At 62.3% G+C, this 15,841-nt stretch carries 14 protein-coding genes; 5 read left to right on the forward strand and 9 right to left on the reverse strand.

The window, feature by feature from the left end:
- Positions 1-88 precede the first annotated feature (88 nt).
- Positions 89-280 carry a 50S ribosomal protein L28 gene (gene rpmB / locus Q0G75_RS05475; protein WP_042434542.1) on the forward strand — a complete coding sequence of 64 codons (192 nt, stop codon included), beginning with the start codon at positions 89-91 and terminating at the stop codon, positions 278-280.
- A gap of 288 nt (positions 281-568) precedes the next feature.
- Here the strand turns inward: rpmB and Q0G75_RS05480 are convergent, their stop codons facing one another.
- From Q0G75_RS05480 to rpe, 5 genes are all read right to left on the reverse strand, one after another.
- Complete coding sequence (locus Q0G75_RS05480; protein WP_294415409.1) at positions 569-1,294, reverse strand: C4-type zinc ribbon domain-containing protein; 726 nt, start codon at positions 1,292-1,294, stop codon at positions 569-571.
- A gap of 65 nt (positions 1,295-1,359) precedes the next feature.
- Positions 1,360-2,280: a Nif3-like dinuclear metal center hexameric protein gene (locus Q0G75_RS05485; RefSeq protein ID WP_294415406.1), complete on the reverse strand. Its 921-nt coding sequence runs from the start codon at positions 2,278-2,280 to the stop codon at positions 1,360-1,362.
- 100 nt (positions 2,281-2,380) lie between these two features.
- Positions 2,381-3,193, reverse strand: coding sequence for a histidinol-phosphatase HisJ family protein (locus tag Q0G75_RS05490; protein ID WP_294398540.1), 813 nt, complete (start codon positions 3,191-3,193; stop codon positions 2,381-2,383).
- 203 nt (positions 3,194-3,396) lie between these two features.
- Positions 3,397-4,605: a cysteine desulfurase family protein gene (locus Q0G75_RS05495; RefSeq protein WP_294415404.1), complete on the reverse strand. Its 1,209-nt coding sequence runs from the start codon at positions 4,603-4,605 to the stop codon at positions 3,397-3,399.
- Between the two features lie 7 nt (positions 4,606-4,612).
- The gene (gene rpe, locus Q0G75_RS05500; RefSeq protein ID WP_294415403.1) at positions 4,613-5,317 is read right to left on the reverse strand and encodes a ribulose-phosphate 3-epimerase; all 705 of its coding nucleotides are present in this window, start codon (positions 5,315-5,317) and stop codon (positions 4,613-4,615) included.
- Between the two features lie 122 nt (positions 5,318-5,439).
- On the opposite strand from rpe, the gene Q0G75_RS05505 reads away from it, so the two are divergent.
- Together Q0G75_RS05505 and Q0G75_RS05510 are read left to right on the forward strand one after the other, a co-directional pair.
- Positions 5,440-5,910 (forward strand): methylated-DNA--[protein]-cysteine S-methyltransferase, encoded by a 471-nt coding sequence (locus Q0G75_RS05505; protein WP_294415401.1) that lies wholly within the window; start codon positions 5,440-5,442, stop codon positions 5,908-5,910.
- A 135-nt stretch (positions 5,911-6,045) separates the two neighbouring features.
- The gene (locus tag Q0G75_RS05510; protein WP_294415399.1) at positions 6,046-8,049 is read left to right on the forward strand and encodes an NAD(P)H-hydrate epimerase; all 2,004 of its coding nucleotides are present in this window, start codon (positions 6,046-6,048) and stop codon (positions 8,047-8,049) included.
- A gap of 121 nt (positions 8,050-8,170) precedes the next feature.
- Here the strand turns inward: Q0G75_RS05510 and mfd are convergent, their stop codons facing one another.
- Positions 8,171-11,671 carry a transcription-repair coupling factor gene (gene mfd / locus Q0G75_RS05515; protein WP_294415396.1) on the reverse strand — a complete coding sequence of 1,167 codons (3,501 nt, stop codon included), beginning with the start codon at positions 11,669-11,671 and terminating at the stop codon, positions 8,171-8,173.
- 475 nt (positions 11,672-12,146) lie between these two features.
- Between mfd and nth the strand changes: the two genes are divergently transcribed.
- Positions 12,147-12,809 (forward strand): endonuclease III, encoded by a 663-nt coding sequence (gene nth / locus Q0G75_RS05520; RefSeq protein ID WP_294415395.1) that lies wholly within the window; start codon positions 12,147-12,149, stop codon positions 12,807-12,809.
- A 324-nt stretch (positions 12,810-13,133) separates the two neighbouring features.
- On the forward strand, positions 13,134-13,703 hold the full coding sequence (locus Q0G75_RS05525; RefSeq protein WP_294415391.1) for a hypothetical protein: 570 nt from the start codon (positions 13,134-13,136) through the stop codon (positions 13,701-13,703).
- A gap of 66 nt (positions 13,704-13,769) precedes the next feature.
- Here Q0G75_RS05525 and Q0G75_RS05530 read toward each other — a convergent pair whose 3' ends face one another.
- From Q0G75_RS05530 to Q0G75_RS05540, 3 genes are all read right to left on the reverse strand, one after another.
- Complete coding sequence (locus tag Q0G75_RS05530) at positions 13,770-14,333, reverse strand: hydrogenase maturation protease (protein ID WP_294415389.1); 564 nt, start codon at positions 14,331-14,333, stop codon at positions 13,770-13,772.
- Positions 14,334-14,336: 3 nt separating this feature from the next.
- The gene (locus tag Q0G75_RS05535; protein WP_294415387.1) at positions 14,337-14,765 is read right to left on the reverse strand and encodes a hypothetical protein; all 429 of its coding nucleotides are present in this window, start codon (positions 14,763-14,765) and stop codon (positions 14,337-14,339) included.
- A 376-nt stretch (positions 14,766-15,141) separates the two neighbouring features.
- Positions 15,142-15,840, reverse strand: coding sequence for a cytochrome b/b6 domain-containing protein (locus tag Q0G75_RS05540; RefSeq protein ID WP_294415384.1), 699 nt, complete (start codon positions 15,838-15,840; stop codon positions 15,142-15,144).
- Position 15,841 lies beyond the last annotated feature (1 nt).

The following is a 15,841-nucleotide window of genomic DNA, read 5'->3' on the forward strand; positions in this document are numbered from 1 at the left end:
AAGTACGTGTGGTATAGTTGGAGGGCTTTTTGTGCAAGAGCGGCGTTCGCGCCGATACATGCAACCTAGGTACATGGAGTGATGAATAATGTCTAAAGTTTGCGAAATCTGCGGTAAGGGCCCCGTTGCCGGTCGTAACGTCAGCCATTCCCACCGCGTGACGAACCGTTGGTTCCGTCCCAACATCCAGAAGGTCACCATCAAGGACGCCAAGGGCCATGTCCGCAAGGCCAACGTCTGCACCAAGTGCATGAAGGCCGGCAAGGTCACCCGCGCGTAACACCTTCGCGGAACATCCCATACGGGAAAACGAAGGCCCCCGCTCGCAGAGCGGGGGCCTTCTTACGTTCGGGGAGCTTTACCGCCGGGTGGAACCCTGGCAACCAGAACCATATGCGAACCCGATTCCACGAGGGTTGCCTATACAGGGATTGAATCCCCTGCCTTGCGAGCGCCCGATCCGCAAACGCTTACAGCTCCGCCCTGGCAATAGAAGGCGGCGGCCCCGCCCCAAACAGGGACGGGGCCGCCGCACAAACCCGTAATCGATGGTAAGCGAAGCAGCACCCTAATGCGCCTGCAAGATAAGCAGGCGGCCGCAGTTGGGGCACGTGGCCACGTTGCCCTGGGAGCGCATGTCGATGACGCGGGCGTGCTCGATGGGCGTGCGGCATGCGCCGCAACGCTCTTCCACAAGCAAGGCCAAAGGTACGCCGGCGGTGGCTGCGGCGGTCCGCTCGTAGAGCTTCATATCTTCGGCGGGCACGCGTTGAGCCATAGCCTTGCGCTTGGCCTGCATGTCGGCGATGCGCTGCTTCAGCTCGCCGCCTTTTTGCGCGAACGCGGCGCCGGCGCTGTTCTCGATGCCCTCGAGCTGCTCTAGTGCCGCGGCGACCTGGGCGCGCACCGCCTTGATCTTCTCCAGCTCGGCATCGACGGCGCGCATATCCTCCTCGAGGACATCCCGGCGCTCCTGGACGCCCGTCAGCTCCTTGGTACGCGCATCGACGGTGCGGAAATCGCCTTGGGCCTGCTCGATCTCGTCCTGGATGCGGCGGGCCTTCTCGGCCAGGCCGTCATCCTCCTCAGTGATGCGCGCAAGCTTGTCCTCTGCCTTAGCTGCAAGCTTCTCCACCTGTTCCGCCTTGGCGGCGACAGCGCGCTTCTTTGCCATGGCATCGGCGATAGCCTTGCGCTCGGGCAGTTCCTGGAGCTGCTTCTCGGCGCGGATGATTTGCACATCGAGTTCCTGCATATGCAAAAACGCGGCCAAAACCTCGGAGTCGATCCTCATGCGAATCCTTTTCGTTCGGGCGCCCCGCGTGCAGCCATACCGCGGCGCAGGGCGCGGTTTGCAAGTTACACGCGCACGGCCTCGGGGTAGGACCACCTGTCGCGCTGCGACACCACCGCGACCAGCTCATCGGGCACCCCGGCATCGCGCACGCTGGCGGCGAGCACGCCGCAGAACGGCAGCTCGGAGGTATCGTGACCAAGGTCGATCACGGCCATGCCGGCCTGGGACAGATCGAGCGCATCATGGTATTTGACCTCGCCCGCCACGAGCACGTCGGCGCCGGCGGCAAGGGCGGCGCGACCCGTGGGGCCCGCCGATCCCGTGCAGGTGACGACGGTCCGCGCCACGCGATCGAAGCTCCCCCACACGCGCGGCGCGCGGCCGAACACGCTCGTGCAGCGCGCGGCAAGCTGGCCAAGCGTCATCTTCTCGGCGGGAGCGCACAGCTGGCCGTAGCCCTTCTCGGCACAGCCGGCCTTCGGCTCCACCACCCCGCGCAGCGACAGCCCCAGCATGCCGGGCAGCATGCGCTGGGCGCGGGCGGAAACGTCGAGGGCGGTATGGAAGTTCATGAGCGCCACACCGCGCTGGATGGCGCGATACACCACGGCGCCGGAGTTCAGCGCCGGCGACGATGCCGGCTGGAACGACGTGGGCGGCGTCAAATAAGCCGGATGATGCGTGACGAGCACGTTCGCACCCGCGTCTGCGGCCGCATCGATAGCGCCTACCGTAGGATCGAGCGCCACGGCCACCGCTCGCACCGGCGCGGCAGGGTCGCCCACCAGAAGGCCGGTGCGGTCCCACTCCTCGGCGTCGGCCGCCGGAAACTCAGCCAAGAGCGCCTGCTCAAGCGCGCCCACCGAAAGTTGGAAGCTTTTGGCACGCAAACCGCCGACCTCCACGCGCAACAGCTCAGACTTGCCTTCGCCCTGCACGCCCTTTTCCTTGGAACCTTCGATCTTGATCTTCTTCGAAGCCATGTCCATCAAGTCCTTCCATGCGATGAGGCTTCCCTTGGAATGACCGGGGCTGCATGCCCCGGTCATGCGCCCCGACGCTTCGTCGGGGCTTTCGCCGCTTTTACTCTAGCGCAATCTGGCGCCGATCGCCTGTTGAGGTGGGAACCGTCACGCAGCGGTAGCCCGCCTCGTACATGGCCGCGAGCCCGGGCATGAGGTTGCGATCGACCACGGCCGGGTCATGCGCGTCGGTGCCGATGGAGCACGGGATGCCGGCGCGGCAGAACGTGCGCAGAAGGTCGGGCGCGGGGAACAGCTCGGCGCACGCATAAGTAAGCCCCGAGGTGTTCACCTCCACCATGCGGCCGCTCGATTGCACAGCCTCGGCAGCTTCATCGTAGAGCGGCTGAGGGTTGAAGCTGGGACGATAGCCGAACTTCTTCACCAGATCGGGATGCGCCATGCACGTGAAGGGCATATCAGTGCAGCTGGCGGCCTGGCACCACACCTCGAAATAGCGGCGCCATACGGAATCGACACCCACGTCGTGCCAGCGCGCCTCCTGAGCCGGGTCGTCGAAGGCCCAGCCGTCAAGATAGTGCACGCTGCCGAGCACGTGGATGAAGTTGGAGAAGTCGAGCGCGGAGAAGTCGCGGTCCTCCTGCGCGCCGAGCCAGTCGATCTCGCAGCCGGGGATGACCTGCATCTCGGGATGCGCGGCGGCCGCTGCGGCGATATCGATGAGGTAATCGGGCAGGCGATCCCACGCCATGGAGACCACGTTGTCGGGATCCATGGCCGCCGACATGGGGTAATGCTCGGTGACGGCGATGGCGCCGAGCTTGGCGGCCGCGGCGGCGTCCACCAGCTCGGCCACCGTGCCGTGGCCGTGGCCGGTGTAGTTCGTATGCGTGTGCATGGTTACCAGTTCCATGCGGGCTCCTTTCATTATGCAAAACCTGCCAACGCGGTGCGGCGGATTCACGGGCCGGCGGGTTCGCTTGGCGAGGCGCGGCATCGCGGGGGCGGGGGCGGCTGCCGCAGGCGATGAGCGACGGTGAAAACCGTTGCGCTCAGCAGCCCGTCGGCGGGGGCGAACCTAGTCGGGGCCGCCTTCCGGCAGCCCCGAGCGATTCCCTATTCCCAGTTCAAAACCGAGTCGATGGCGTCCAGGAACGCCTGCACGTCCTCGGCGGTGGTGTAACGGCCCATGGAGATGCGCAGCGCCCCGTGGGCGGCGTCCGCATCGATGCCGATGGCACGCAGCACGTGGCTGGGCTCAAGCGAATGCGAGCTGCACGCCGATCCGCCCGAGACGCCGAAGCCGCGCATGTCGAAGCGTAGGATGAGCGTTTCGCTTTCCAGCGCATCGACGAGCACGTGCACGATGTTGGGCAGGTAGTCCTGCGAGCCGGGATCGACTTGAACCGTAGGACGGACGCCGGGCTTTTCGGCAAGCGCGGCGTAGAGCTTGTCGCGAAGAGCCCCCAGGCGCGCCTGCTCGTCAGCCTGCTTCTCCTGGACGACCTGGATGGCCGCGGCGAAACCCGCCACGCCGCAGACGTTCTGCGTGCCGCTGCGACGACCGGCCTCCTGGCCGCCTCCAAGCATGAAGGCGTCGAAGGGGGTGCGGCTTTTCACGTACAGCGCGCCGACGCCCTTCGGGCCACCCACCTTGTGAGCGGAAAACGATGCGGCGTCGCAGCCCCAATCAACCACGTTGACGGGCACCTTGCCAAGCGCCTGCGTGGCGTCGGTGTGGAACAGCGCGCCTGCGGCGTGCGCCGTGCGGGCAAGCTCGGCCACGGGCTGCACCGAACCGACCTCGGAGTTCGCCGCCATGACGCTGACGAGCACCGTTTCGGGGCGCATAACCTGCTCAAGCGCGGCTACGGTTATGAAGCCGTTGCGATCGGGCTGCACGCGCGTGACCGAGAAGCCCATCTGCTCGAGGCGCTTGGCCGGGGCCAGGACCGCATCGTGCTCGATGGCGCTAACCACCACGTGCGGCTGGGCGCCGCCCGCGCCGCCGAGGCGTCGGACATGGGCTGCCGCCTGCGCCAGCCCGATGATGGCGGCGTTGTCGGCCTCGGTGGCGCCGCTGGTGAGAACCACCTCGTCGGGACGCGTGGCGCCTAAAGCGCGCGCGATAGCGCGACGAGCATCCTCGAGCGCGGAGAACGCCGCGCGGCCGGGGACGTGCAGGCTGTTGGCGTTGCCGCCGAAGGCGATGTTTGCGCGGCCGGGCACCATGTAAGGCGCCATAGCCTGAGCAGCTTCCTCGCAAAGCGGGGCCGTTGCCGCGTAGTCAAGGTATACGTAGTTTTCCGGGACCTTCGCCACCATGGGACGCCTACGCCTCCTTGGATGCCAGCGCGGCGACGCGCGCCGCCTCTGCAGCCTGCGTGACCTGCGCGATGGCAGCCGCAGGGTCTTCGGCGCCGCACACGGCCGAGCCGCACACGAGCACATCGGCGCCGGCAGCAGCCACGAGCGGAGCGGTTTTCACGCCGATGCCGCCATCGACCTCGATGAGCGGCGCCGCGCCCACCGCGCGGGCGAGCTCGACCGTGCGCGCAACCTTGCGCTCGGAGCCCTCGATGTAGCTTTGGCCGGAGAAGCCGGGCTCTACGGACATGATGAGCACCATGTCGAGCTGTGCCATGACCGGGGCGAGCACCTCGACGGGGGTGTGGGGTTTGACGGACGCGGCGGCCTTGGCGCCGGCGGCGTGGATCATCTCGACCGCGCGCTCGAGCTGGTAGCCCGCGGCGGCCTCGGCATGCACGGTGACGATATCGGCGCCCGCCTCGAGGAACCACGGCAGCTGCTCAAGCGGATTGGAGATCATGAGATGCACGTCGAGCGGCATGTCGGTGATCTTCTTCAGCTGCTTGACCACGGGCACGCCCATGGTGAGGTTCGGCACGAAATGGCCGTCCATGACATCGACATGGACGTAGCCGGCGCCGCCGGATTCGATGGCGGCGATGTCGCGCTGGAGGTTCATGAAGTCCGCCGACAGGATGGACGGCGCGATTTTAACCGGTTGGAACACGTTTGGCCCCTTCCCTTCCAAGCTCTTAGGTTATGTGCGTATTCTACCGCACCTGCGCCAAGGCAGCGGCGGCGCGGGCGCGGCGGGCATATAATGCTGACAAGAACGAGGAAAGGGGCTTCATGGACGGCGACCGCCCGACATATTACAGCTACTTCACCCCCGCCGGACCCATCACCGTGGCGGCGAACGGACGGGCCATCACGCGCATAGCCTTGGGAAAAGCCCCGCTTGCGGGCGTTCGCGCGCCGAGCGAGCTGACGAACAAGGCCGCGACGCAGGTGCAGGAGTATCTGGCCGGCAAGCGCACGTCGTTCTCCCTGCCGCTAAGCCCCTGCGGAACGGCGTTTCAACAGCAGGTGTGGAATGCGGTGGCCGACATTCCCTACGGGCAAACCGCAACGGCGGCCGATATCGCCTGCCGCATCGGACATGCCGGCGCGCACCGGGCGGTGGGCGCGGCGGCGCGCGCATGCCCGTTCGCCATCGCGGTACCGCTGCATAGGCTGGTCCGCGCCAACGGCCAACCATGGGGCGAGGGAAAACCCGCGCGCGTGCGCGGCGCTTTGCTCAAGCTCGAGCAAAGCCGCTGATTCCGAAGCGACCTGCCGGGACGAAGACGGCGACGAGCTTCGCAGCCGCTTCGGCATCGCGCAGACCGCGAATAGCGAGGAAGCCGCCGGCTTGCAGACACCGATCGGCAACGGCGACGAAAGGAGATCGCGGACATGTCGAAATTCGTGATGCCCATAACCACGGCGGTATTGCTGTTCCCGCTGATAGCGGCGCTGATCACCGCCCCGTTTCTCATCTACAAGTATCGCAAGGTGGGGAGCGTTCCGTGGCTTCATGCCGCGGCGATGTACTCGTTCGTGTTCTACCTGATGTGCGCATACTTCCTAGTGCTGTTGCCGCTGCCGGCCGATCGCACGGCGGTGGTCGCGTACGCTCAGACGCCGCAGCTTGTCCCATTCCAGTTCGTGCGCTCGTTTCTGGCCGAAACCACCGCACGCCTCGACGATCCCTCCACCTGGCTCGCCGCCATCTGCGACCCGTATATGTACGAGGCGTTTTTCAATGTGCTGCTGCTAGTGCCGCTCGGCGCGTACCTGCGCTACTACTTCCACCGACCTTGGTGGCAGACGCTCCTGATAGGCTTTTGCGTGACGCTGTCGTTCGAGACGACGCAGCTCACCGGCATCTGGGGCATCTACGAGCACCCGTATAGGCTCTTCGACGTGGACGATTTGATGACGAACACGCTGGGATGCATGGTCGGGTTCTGGCTTGCCGGGCCGGTCATGCGCGTGCTGCCCGATGTCCGCGTTGCCGCACGGCAGGCCGCCGAGCGCGGAACGACCGCATCCGCCACGCGGCGCGCGCTGACGTTCGGGCTCGACCTTGCGCTTTCGCAAGCGCTTGCCGGGTGCGGCTATTTCGCCGTGCACGCTGTGAACGGAAGCCGGCTGCTTTCAGGCTTCGGTATCGAGCACGCCACGTTCTGGACATGCGAATGCGCGGCCATCGCCGCGGTGTTCGCCTTGTTCCCTGTGATCACGCGCGGACAGACGCCCGCGCAAAAGCTGCTGCGCCTGCGCATCGTTCGACCCGATGCCGCGCCCGCATCCGGCGGGCAAATCGTCTGCCGTTACGCCACCTTGTTCGCCATCGAGCTACTGCCCGCATGGGCGTTCGGGCTGGTCGCAGGCGTAGACGATATCCCTACCACTCCCGCCGAGCTGCGCGCGCTCGCGTCGCTGTGCGTGCACGATAAGACGGCCTTGACCCTTATATGGTGCGCTGGCGTGCTCGCATGGGCGGCCACGCTCGCCGTGCGCGCATGGCGGGCCTGGCGCGGGCGGGCGCCGTTCATCATGCTCAACGGCCTTATCAGCGATACCCGCATCATGACCGAGGATGGCATCAAGCAGATTCGCGAGCGCACGCACGTGCTCGATGTGGGCAAGGTTGCCGAATTAGAGCAGCGCATCGCGGCTGGCGGAACTTCGCTTGGCGCATTGATGGAGCGCGCCGGATGCGCCATAGCCGACCAAATGCGATCGTGGGTTCCCGACCCAGCGCCGATCTTGATCTTAACGGGAAGCGGAAACAACGGCGGCGACGGCTGGGTATGCGGACGTGCGCTCGCGCAAGCCGGATGGCCCGTTGCGCTTGCGTGCCCGCGACCGCCCGAGCAGCTTTCCGCCGAGCCTGCGCGAACGGCTGCGCTCGAGGCGGTTACCGCCGCCGAAGCGCACGGATGGCCGCTTTCCGTGCTGGTCGCGCCGACGCCGGAAGAGCTGTCCCGCGAGTTCGATCGCGCCAGCGGCGTGGTCGACGCCATCCTTGGGACAGGCTTCTCCGGTATGCAGGTGCGCGAACCATACGCAACCTGGATGCAGCTTGCGAACCGCCGGCGATTCCACGGCAAGCTGACCCGCAAGCGGATAGGCGGCGCGCGACATCCGCAGGCCGGCAAGCGCACACCGGCTCATGCGAAGGCGGCGGGCAAGGCGAAGGACGCGCCGTTCACCATAGCGGCCGATGTCCCCTCCGGCGTTTCGGCGCAAACCGGCGATGCCGCCCTACCCCGCATCTATGCCGACGAAACCGTCACCATGATCGTGTACAAGCCAGGCCTGCTTACCCGCAAGGCCGCCCCCATGACCGGCGCTGTGCAGCTTGCTCCCCTCGTTGATGACGTCGAGCGCTACCTTGACACAATGATGTGATCGGGGCGCGCGCCACGTGGCAGGGCGCGCGAAGCCGATCCCGCCTGACGGTAATGCGAGCCGATGCTTCGGTGCACTTGCCTAGCAGTCTCTCCTCTTCGCTTGCTACGCGCCCTGAACGCTACTCCTCGCCGTGCATTTCCCGTAGGAACTTCGCCACGGGGCCGAACAGGTTGTCCTTTTCCGTAAGACGGAAATACTTCAAAGGCAGTTGCAGCTTGCGCTTGTCCGACAGATAGCGGCCGCCGGCGCGGCGCAAGGGCACCATCCTGTCGCGGGGGATGTCGATGGGTTCCACCACCAACTTGCCGGCAACCACCGACACCGTTTTGATGTGGTGCTCGTTGGCGAACGCCTTGATGCGCGCCTTTTCGAACAGGTTCTGCGCCTCCTGAGGCATATCGGAACGCTTGCCCGCCAAGTCGTTGTAGATGTCCTCCACGGCGCCGACAGTTGCAGCGCTTGCGATCTTGCGATACCACAGCACCCGCTCGTCGGCTTCTGGCACATATTCCTCGGACAGATACGTGCGGCCCGGCAGGTTCACGGTGATGTCGGACAGCGCCGGCGGCAGCCCCTCGGCGGCCTTCAGGTCACCCTCGCGCGTGGCGTTCACGGCCGCGCCGAGCATCTGCGCGAACAGATCGAAACCCACCGCGGACATGTTGCCGGACTGCTCGGCGCCCATCAGACTGCCGGCACCGCGAATCTCAAGGTCGCGCATGGCGATGCGCATGCCGCTTCCCAGGTCGGTATGCTCGTCCAACGCCGTCAGACGTGCCTGCGCCTCCTCGGTAAGGTTGACGTGCTCGGGGAACATGAAGAACGCGTACGCCTGGGTGGAGCCGCGGCCCACGCGCCCCTTCAGCTGATACATCTGCGCCAGGCCCAAACGCTGCGAATCCTCGATGATGAGCGTGTTCGTGTGCGGGTTGTCGATGCCGGACTCGATGATGGTGGTTGCCACCAGCACATCGAGCTGTCCGGCGGAAAACTCCTCCATCACCTTCTCCAGCGAGTCCTTGTCCATCTGCCCGTGTGCCACGCCCACGCGCGCCTCCCCGGCTGCGGCCTGCACGCGTCTCACCGCTTCCTCGATGGATCGGACGCGGTTGGAGACGTAGTACACCTGGCCGCCTCGGGCAAGCTCGCGCCTGATGGCGGCGCTGACCACATCGGGATCCCACTCGCCGACGTGCACTTCGACGGGGCGGCGGTCGTCGGGCGGCGTGAGGATGAGGCTCATATCGCGCACACCCGACAGCGACATCTGCATGGTACGCGGAATAGGCGTTGCCGAAAGCGTGAGCACGTCAATGCTCTCGCGAAGATTCTTCATCTGCTCCTTGTGACCTACGCCGAAGCGCTGCTCCTCGTCGATGATCACCAGGCCCAGGTCATGGGGGTTCACATCGCGCGACAGCAGGCGATGCGTGCCTACGAGCACATCCACGCTACCGTCCGCGAAACCTTTAAGCGCCGCAGCCTGCTGCTGCGGCGTGCGGAAGCGGCTGAGCACCTCGACGGTCACGCCGAACGGCTCGAAGCGGTCCTTGAAGTTCGTGAAGTGCTGCTGCGCCAAGATGGTGGTCGGGCACAGCACCATGACCTGCTTCTTATCCTGCGTGGCGGCGAAGGCGGCGCGCAGCGCCACCTCGGTTTTCCCGAAGCCGACGTCGCCGCACACCAGGCGATCCATGGGCTTTGCGCTGCGCATGTCGGCCTTGACATCGGCGATGGCGGCCAGCTGATCTGGGGTTTCCCGATACGGGAACGCCTCCTCCATCTCGAACTGCGCCGGCGTGTCGGGACCGAAGGTGTAGCCTTGCGCGCTGGCCCGACGCGCGTACACGTCAACCAGGTCGAAAGCAAGCTTTTTAGTGGCCGCGCTCGCCTTCTTCATGGCGCGCGACCAGTCGGCCGTGTTCAGGCGGGTGCATCGCGGCGTGGAGCCCTCGGGGCCGACGTAGCGCGTGACCCGGTCGAGCTGCTCGACCGGTACAAACAGCTTGTCGCCTTCGGCGTATTCCAGCAGCAGGTAATCGCGTGCCGTGCCGTCGATCTCGCGACGCACCAGCTCCTTGAAGTGCGCGATGCCGTGCTGCGCGTGCACAACGTAATCGCCCGGCTTGTACGGAAACGTGATCTCGGTGATGTCGATATGGCGGCTAGGACGCGCGGTGGAGGCCCCTTGGGTGTCGGACACGCTAACCATTCCCAGCTTCGCCTTCGGGATGATCATTCCCAACGGGATGTCCACGTCGACGACGTTGACGACCCCGCGGCGCAGGCGGCGCTTCTTCTGCCCGTCGGTGTCATCTGGGTTTTCCTCGGCGTCGAGCCATTCTTGGATGGGAAGGCCGTGATCGACGAAGGCGAGCATCATATCGGCACGGCTTCGGCGGTTCGGAGCGCTGAACACCACCGTGTAGCCGTCATCGACGAGCGTGCGCAGACGGCCGAACAGCTTATCGGGATGGCCCGCCGCCTCGACGCGCTTCACCGGCAGCTCGACATCCACGTTGCCGCCCACGCGCATGATGGATACGTACGTTGCACGCTGGCACTCGCCAAAGCTGACCTGCGGAGCCGGGCAGAACAGCCCCTCAAGGGCGATGTTGGTGCCTTTGGCCTTCGCTTCCAATTCCTCGCCGGCGTGCATCATGTCATCGAACAGGCTTCGCGGCTCGATGAGCACCGAAAGCGCATCGCGTCGCAAATAGGCGCCCAACGTGACCGGCTTGTCATAGAGATACGGCAGCAGCACGTCGCTTCCCTCGAAGCGCAAACCGCCCTCGGCGTTTTCCAGATGCTCGGAAACGCTGCGAAGCGCAGGGTTGGTTCCCGCCAGCGCCGCAAGCTTCTTGCGTGCGCGCGCCAGGCCCGATTTGCTACAAGAGAACTCAACGACGGGATAGATTTCCACGCTTTGCATGCTTGAAATGGTCTGACCCGTGGAGGGCACGATGCGGCGGATCTCGTCCAGCTCGTCGCCGAAAAAGTCAAGGCGAACGGGAAAGCTCAAGTTTCCAGGGTATACATCCACGGTGCCACCACGCGTGCAAAAGGTGCCAGGGCCGTCAAGATCGCCGGTATTGGAGAACCCACGCGATTCCAAGGCATGGATAAGACCGTCGAGATCCTGGATGCCCGCAGCCTGCGCGCCCGGCATGTCTGCAAGCTCCTGGCCGCAGACGAAAGACAGCGGCGTCGATGCGTTGGCATTGGCCGGCGGCAAGGTGCGCAGCAACGCCCGCGCGCTTGCGACAACGACCACCTGCCGTCCGGTCTGCAGCGCATGCGCCGCCTCCATACGCCGAGCAACGGTGGCAAGATCCGCGTGCTTCTTGTCGAACGGCAGATCGGCGCGCTCGGGGAAGCGCAGCACCTTGTCCTCGCCCAGATAGGCCGACAAGCTGCGAGCGAACGACACCGCCGCATCCTCGCCAGCCACCACCGCAAGCGTGGACTGCGGTTTATGCGAGAATCGCGCAGCGACCATGAACGGCCGCGCGCTGTTCGCGATGCCCAAGGTGCCATCGTCGCCGGCATCGAGATTGGACCAAAACCCATCCAAGCATTCCGAGCGCTCGAGCGCGAAGCGCAGAGAATCGATAAGCATACGTTGCATTCCCCTATCACCATCGGCCAGCCCGAATACGGCCATACGCGTTCGGGCCTGCTTGCGCAGTTTTCCTTCGATGAAGCTGCGCGTTTTTCAAGGTGAAAAGTGTATCACGCACCTTCTTCATCGCTCGAGACGCTAAGCCTAAGCCACACGTAAACAGCAACATCTGTTCGTGTTCCGAACCTTCGCGGCGGCCTCCCATCAGAACGAACAAAGCCGTTATACGGAGCCGAAGGAGCCGACCGGACAACCACGCCAAACGCTCGAGCAGGCAGGTTTGATATCAGAAAGAGAATGCATCGTAAATTTTTGTTTCATCTGGTTTTATTCGGTCTTCCCTATGTGCATCTTGGTTGCTTCGGTTCTATTTATATGTCCAGATAACATAACGATTTTGCAGCGTAAAAGCTGCGTACAACATCATTCGATATACTGCTGTTGAAATGACCCGGAATCGGAAGGATCGCCCATGCCGCGCGAATTGATGAAGGATAAAAGGGAACGCGCGATAGCCATCGCCCAAAGAATGGACGAGCACTTTCCAGCTGCTGAATGCGCGCTGCATTATTGTGGCGACCCCTTCAGACTGACTATTGCGGTATTGCTGTCGGCGCAAACCACCGACAAAGGCGTTAACAAGGTCACGCCAGCCTTATGGGAACGCTATCCAACGCCGCAAGCACTTGCCAATGCCGATGTGAACGAAGTCGAGGAGATCATCCGCACCATCGGCTTCCACCATGCGAAGGCCGCGAACTGCGTCAAATGCGCTCGAATGGTGATCAGCGACTTCGGCGGAGAAATCCCGCAAGATATGACGTTGATCCAAAAACTGCCGGGCGTGGGACGCAAAACCGCCAACGTGGTGCTCAATGAAGCCTTTGGCATTGTAGAGGGGATTGCAGTAGATACGCACGTGTTCCGTATCGCGCACAAGCTGAAGCTGGTGGGACCCTCGGCGGATACACCCCAGAAAACCGAAGACGCGCTCCTAAAGCTGTATCCGAGGCAGTATTGGGGACCGATTAATCACCAGTGGGTGCTGTTCGGCCGCCAAACATGCATCGCCCGTCGTCCGAAGTGCGAAGAGTGCTTCTTATCCGACCTCTGCCCCGCCGCCGGCAAAAAGTAATGCGCATTGGGTCGTAAAGCAAAAACAGCTATGCCCGCATCCGCAGGCGACGAAAGACCGAGCATAGCATGCTGCCACCAAATTGATCGCAGCATAGATAAACCAACCTCCGCGATATTACTCCCCGAAATCGAAACGCGATTAACCAGGAAACACAAGGAATCTGGGACGCCTAATGCCGCACACAAAGTGAATATAGGATGCTATGCACTGTGACCTGGTATAATAATGAATGTTGGATAGCGATCAGCGCCAACCGAGCAGTCCTTCACCAGCATGTTTCGCGGTGCGCCTGCCGCCATTGCAATGCGTCAAGGAGGATTCATGGCCAACGTTGGCGATATCGTCGTTTTCAAACATCACGTCTGCACCATTGCACAAAAACGCGAACGGTATTTCGATAACAAGGATTACTGGGAGCTGCATGCCGTGTTCGAACGATCGCTTAAGCTGTTCGTGGCATGCGACGCCGCAAAACCGCCTATCATGCGTCCTGTCATGCAAAAACAAGAGGCTCTCGACCTCATCGACTCGATAGCCGATGCAAAACCCGTCAGCCTGGACGATGAGCTAGCCAAAACAGCAAACGCCTCTTCGCTTCAACAACGCCAAATGAAGGAAATCTACGAAGACTACCTGAAAACGCTGTCCCCGAAAGACCTGGTGCCGATTATCAAAACCTGCCACGAGCGCACCATCACGCGCAAGGAAGCCGGACATCAGGCCACATCGGTCGATAAAAAGTACCTTGATTTGGCCGAAGGCCTTCTTTGCGACGAGCTTTCGATTTCACTTGACATGCCACGTGATACAGTGAAAAGCTATTTTGTCGAACGCATCAAGCAGGCGGAACTCAAGTCCCATTCCAAGGCTGCAAACCTACGCAACAACTGACACAGGACGATGAGAAACTATTCTGGGCGCTTCAGCGAAGCGCCCAGCTTGTTATCGGAGAACATGTCACTTTGCGGAAAGAGGGCACCCCAGTCGTGCTAGTTCGCCCACCGCGACGTCTACCAGAAGCGGCAACGCATCGTGCACAGGCTTGGTAAGACCCTCGGTTGCTTCGGCAGGAGAAGCGTTTTCCACCTGCATACCCAAACACAGGCCCTCAGCCTGATATCCCAATAGCGCGGCGGAATCGAACAAGTCGATCAGCTTCAGGTCATGCAAGCTTGCCGTAATGCCGACATGTCGCGCCATCGCATCAGGCGCATAGCGAAGCACCGTGCCGGCAGGCTGACCGGAATCGTCAACCGCGTCCACGGTCATGATCACGTCGAATTCTCGCACACGATCGATCAGGGCAAGCGACAAACATCCAAGGTCCAACAGCTCAACGTTATCCGGGATGTCGTACGAAGACATAAGCTCGTCATAAACGGCGGGTCCAATGCCATCGTCAAGCATCAATCGATTGCCAACGCAAAGAACGGCCACTCGCTGCGGGCGCAAATCCTCCGGAACGGCCACATTACTGGCAACGTACTCCCGCAAACCCCAGCTATCTTGCACATCTGCCATAACCTACCCCTCCATACCCGGACGGATCATCAGGTTATACCACGTGGCGAAACCGAGCATCGCAAGGCCAGCAACAACGCAAATCACCGCCCAAATGCGTTCACGACGCACGTACGTTTCCTTGCAAACGCCGCGAGCTACCGCACGATGCGCTGCAAAAGGCTGGCTCAGCCGAGAGAACAAAAACGTGACCGCAACTAACACAGCACCGATGATCACGGCAAACGCGATTGCAAGCGGCGTACGCTCCGAGTACGCAGCATAGAACAAATTGTCAGCAACAAGCCACAACGGGTAAAACAAGATGGAAGCCCAGAAGCCGTGTGCCGGACCCCAAATGGGAGGCAGGAACAGCGCTCCGATGTTCCACCGTGGAATACCTTCTAGAAACTTCTCTTCGCAAGCAATCTGCTCTTTGGTTAGCTCAGCCATACATAACCAATCTATCAGGGGATATAACATAATTTTATGGAATAGGATAATTGTAATCGCAATGCAGTGGATCGCTGTCGCTAGGCCAAAATCGCCTATAGGATTCCACGCACCGCATCATATTCATCGCACCTGAAGAATATGGCGGTGCAGCTGCGGCCCAAATCATCAACTCGCACATCGACCAATAATGCGTGTTCCATCTTCAACGAATGCGAACGAGACGGAGCGTCCACCAACTCCTAATAATGCAAGCCACCGTTTTCGCCATAGACCCCACAACTCGCCAATTCAGATATACCCCAAAAAGCAAAAAGACCCGGCCACCGAAGTAGCCGGGTCTTCAAATCACATGCAACCGCGCACAGCGTGAAAACTAGTGCTGCTTGCCGTGACCCATGTCATCCTCGCCGATGATGTTGTGGATGTCGGGATCGTACACCAGGCCGCCATGCTCCTTATGGAAGAACATGAGCAGCGTAGGAGCGATACCCTCCACGTTGGCCAGGTAGATGTGGATGAACATGAAGCAGATGAACACAAACATCATGAAGTAGTGGATGATGCGCATGCTCATGATGCCGCCCACCAGGGACGTGCCCGCCGCGAAGAACGGAATCTCGGAGGTGGGAACCCACAGAGCCAGGCCCGTGTAGAACATCAGGATGATGAGCACGGGGATGAACAGGTAGCTGATCTTCTGCGGAACGCCCAGCTTAGCGGACAGCGGGTGATCCTTCTTGAAGAACAGGTAGTACTTGATCCACTGCGGACCCTGATGCAGGTTGTCCTTCTGCGGAAGCCACGTCTTGTAGTCGGTAACCTGTTTACGGGTACCGCCGGTCGGCGAGGACTTCACGATAAAGGCCATGATCAAACGGCAAATGCAGTTGATGAAGATCACGAAGCCGAAGAACACGTGCAGACCACGGGCCATGGACTCAAAACCCCAGAAGAAGGGGTAATGAATGTAGAAGCCGGTGAAAATCAGGAAAACCATGGCAACGAGGTTGATCCAGTGCGTAATCACGAACGGCATCGGATGCGCCTCGCGGTAATGTGCCAAATGCGCCATG

It is taken from the genome of uncultured Senegalimassilia sp., from assembly GCF_934636665.1.
Classification (GTDB): Bacteria; Actinomycetota; Coriobacteriia; order Coriobacteriales; family Eggerthellaceae; genus Senegalimassilia.

Bases quoted from the DNA above. Each gene is read 5' to 3' on its own strand.
- rpmB (WP_042434542.1), top strand. From the start codon at position 89: ATGTCTAAAGTTTGCGAAATCTGCGGTAAGGGCCCCGTTGCCGGTCGT.
- Q0G75_RS05480 (WP_294415409.1), bottom strand. From the start codon at position 1,294: ATGAGGATCGACTCCGAGGTTTTGGCCGCGTTTTTGCATATGCAGGAA.
- Q0G75_RS05485 (WP_294415406.1), bottom strand. From the start codon at position 2,280: ATGGCTTCGAAGAAGATCAAGATCGAAGGTTCCAAGGAAAAGGGCGTG.
- Q0G75_RS05490 (WP_294398540.1), bottom strand. From the start codon at position 3,193: ATGGAACTGGTAACCATGCACACGCATACGAACTACACCGGCCACGGC.
- Q0G75_RS05495 (WP_294415404.1), bottom strand. From the start codon at position 4,605: ATGGTGGCGAAGGTCCCGGAAAACTACGTATACCTTGACTACGCGGCA.
- Q0G75_RS05505 (WP_294415401.1), top strand. From the start codon at position 5,440: ATGGACGGCGACCGCCCGACATATTACAGCTACTTCACCCCCGCCGGA.
- Q0G75_RS05510 (WP_294415399.1), top strand. From the start codon at position 6,046: ATGTCGAAATTCGTGATGCCCATAACCACGGCGGTATTGCTGTTCCCG.
- mfd (WP_294415396.1), bottom strand. From the start codon at position 11,671: ATGCTTATCGATTCTCTGCGCTTCGCGCTCGAGCGCTCGGAATGCTTG.
- nth (WP_294415395.1), top strand. From the start codon at position 12,147: ATGCCGCGCGAATTGATGAAGGATAAAAGGGAACGCGCGATAGCCATC.
- Q0G75_RS05525 (WP_294415391.1), top strand. From the start codon at position 13,134: ATGGCCAACGTTGGCGATATCGTCGTTTTCAAACATCACGTCTGCACC.
- Q0G75_RS05530 (WP_294415389.1), bottom strand. From the start codon at position 14,333: ATGGCAGATGTGCAAGATAGCTGGGGTTTGCGGGAGTACGTTGCCAGT.
- Q0G75_RS05535 (WP_294415387.1), bottom strand. From the start codon at position 14,765: ATGGCTGAGCTAACCAAAGAGCAGATTGCTTGCGAAGAGAAGTTTCTA.
- Q0G75_RS05540 (WP_294415384.1), bottom strand. From the start codon at position 15,840: ATGGCGCATTTGGCACATTACCGCGAGGCGCATCCGATGCCGTTCGTG.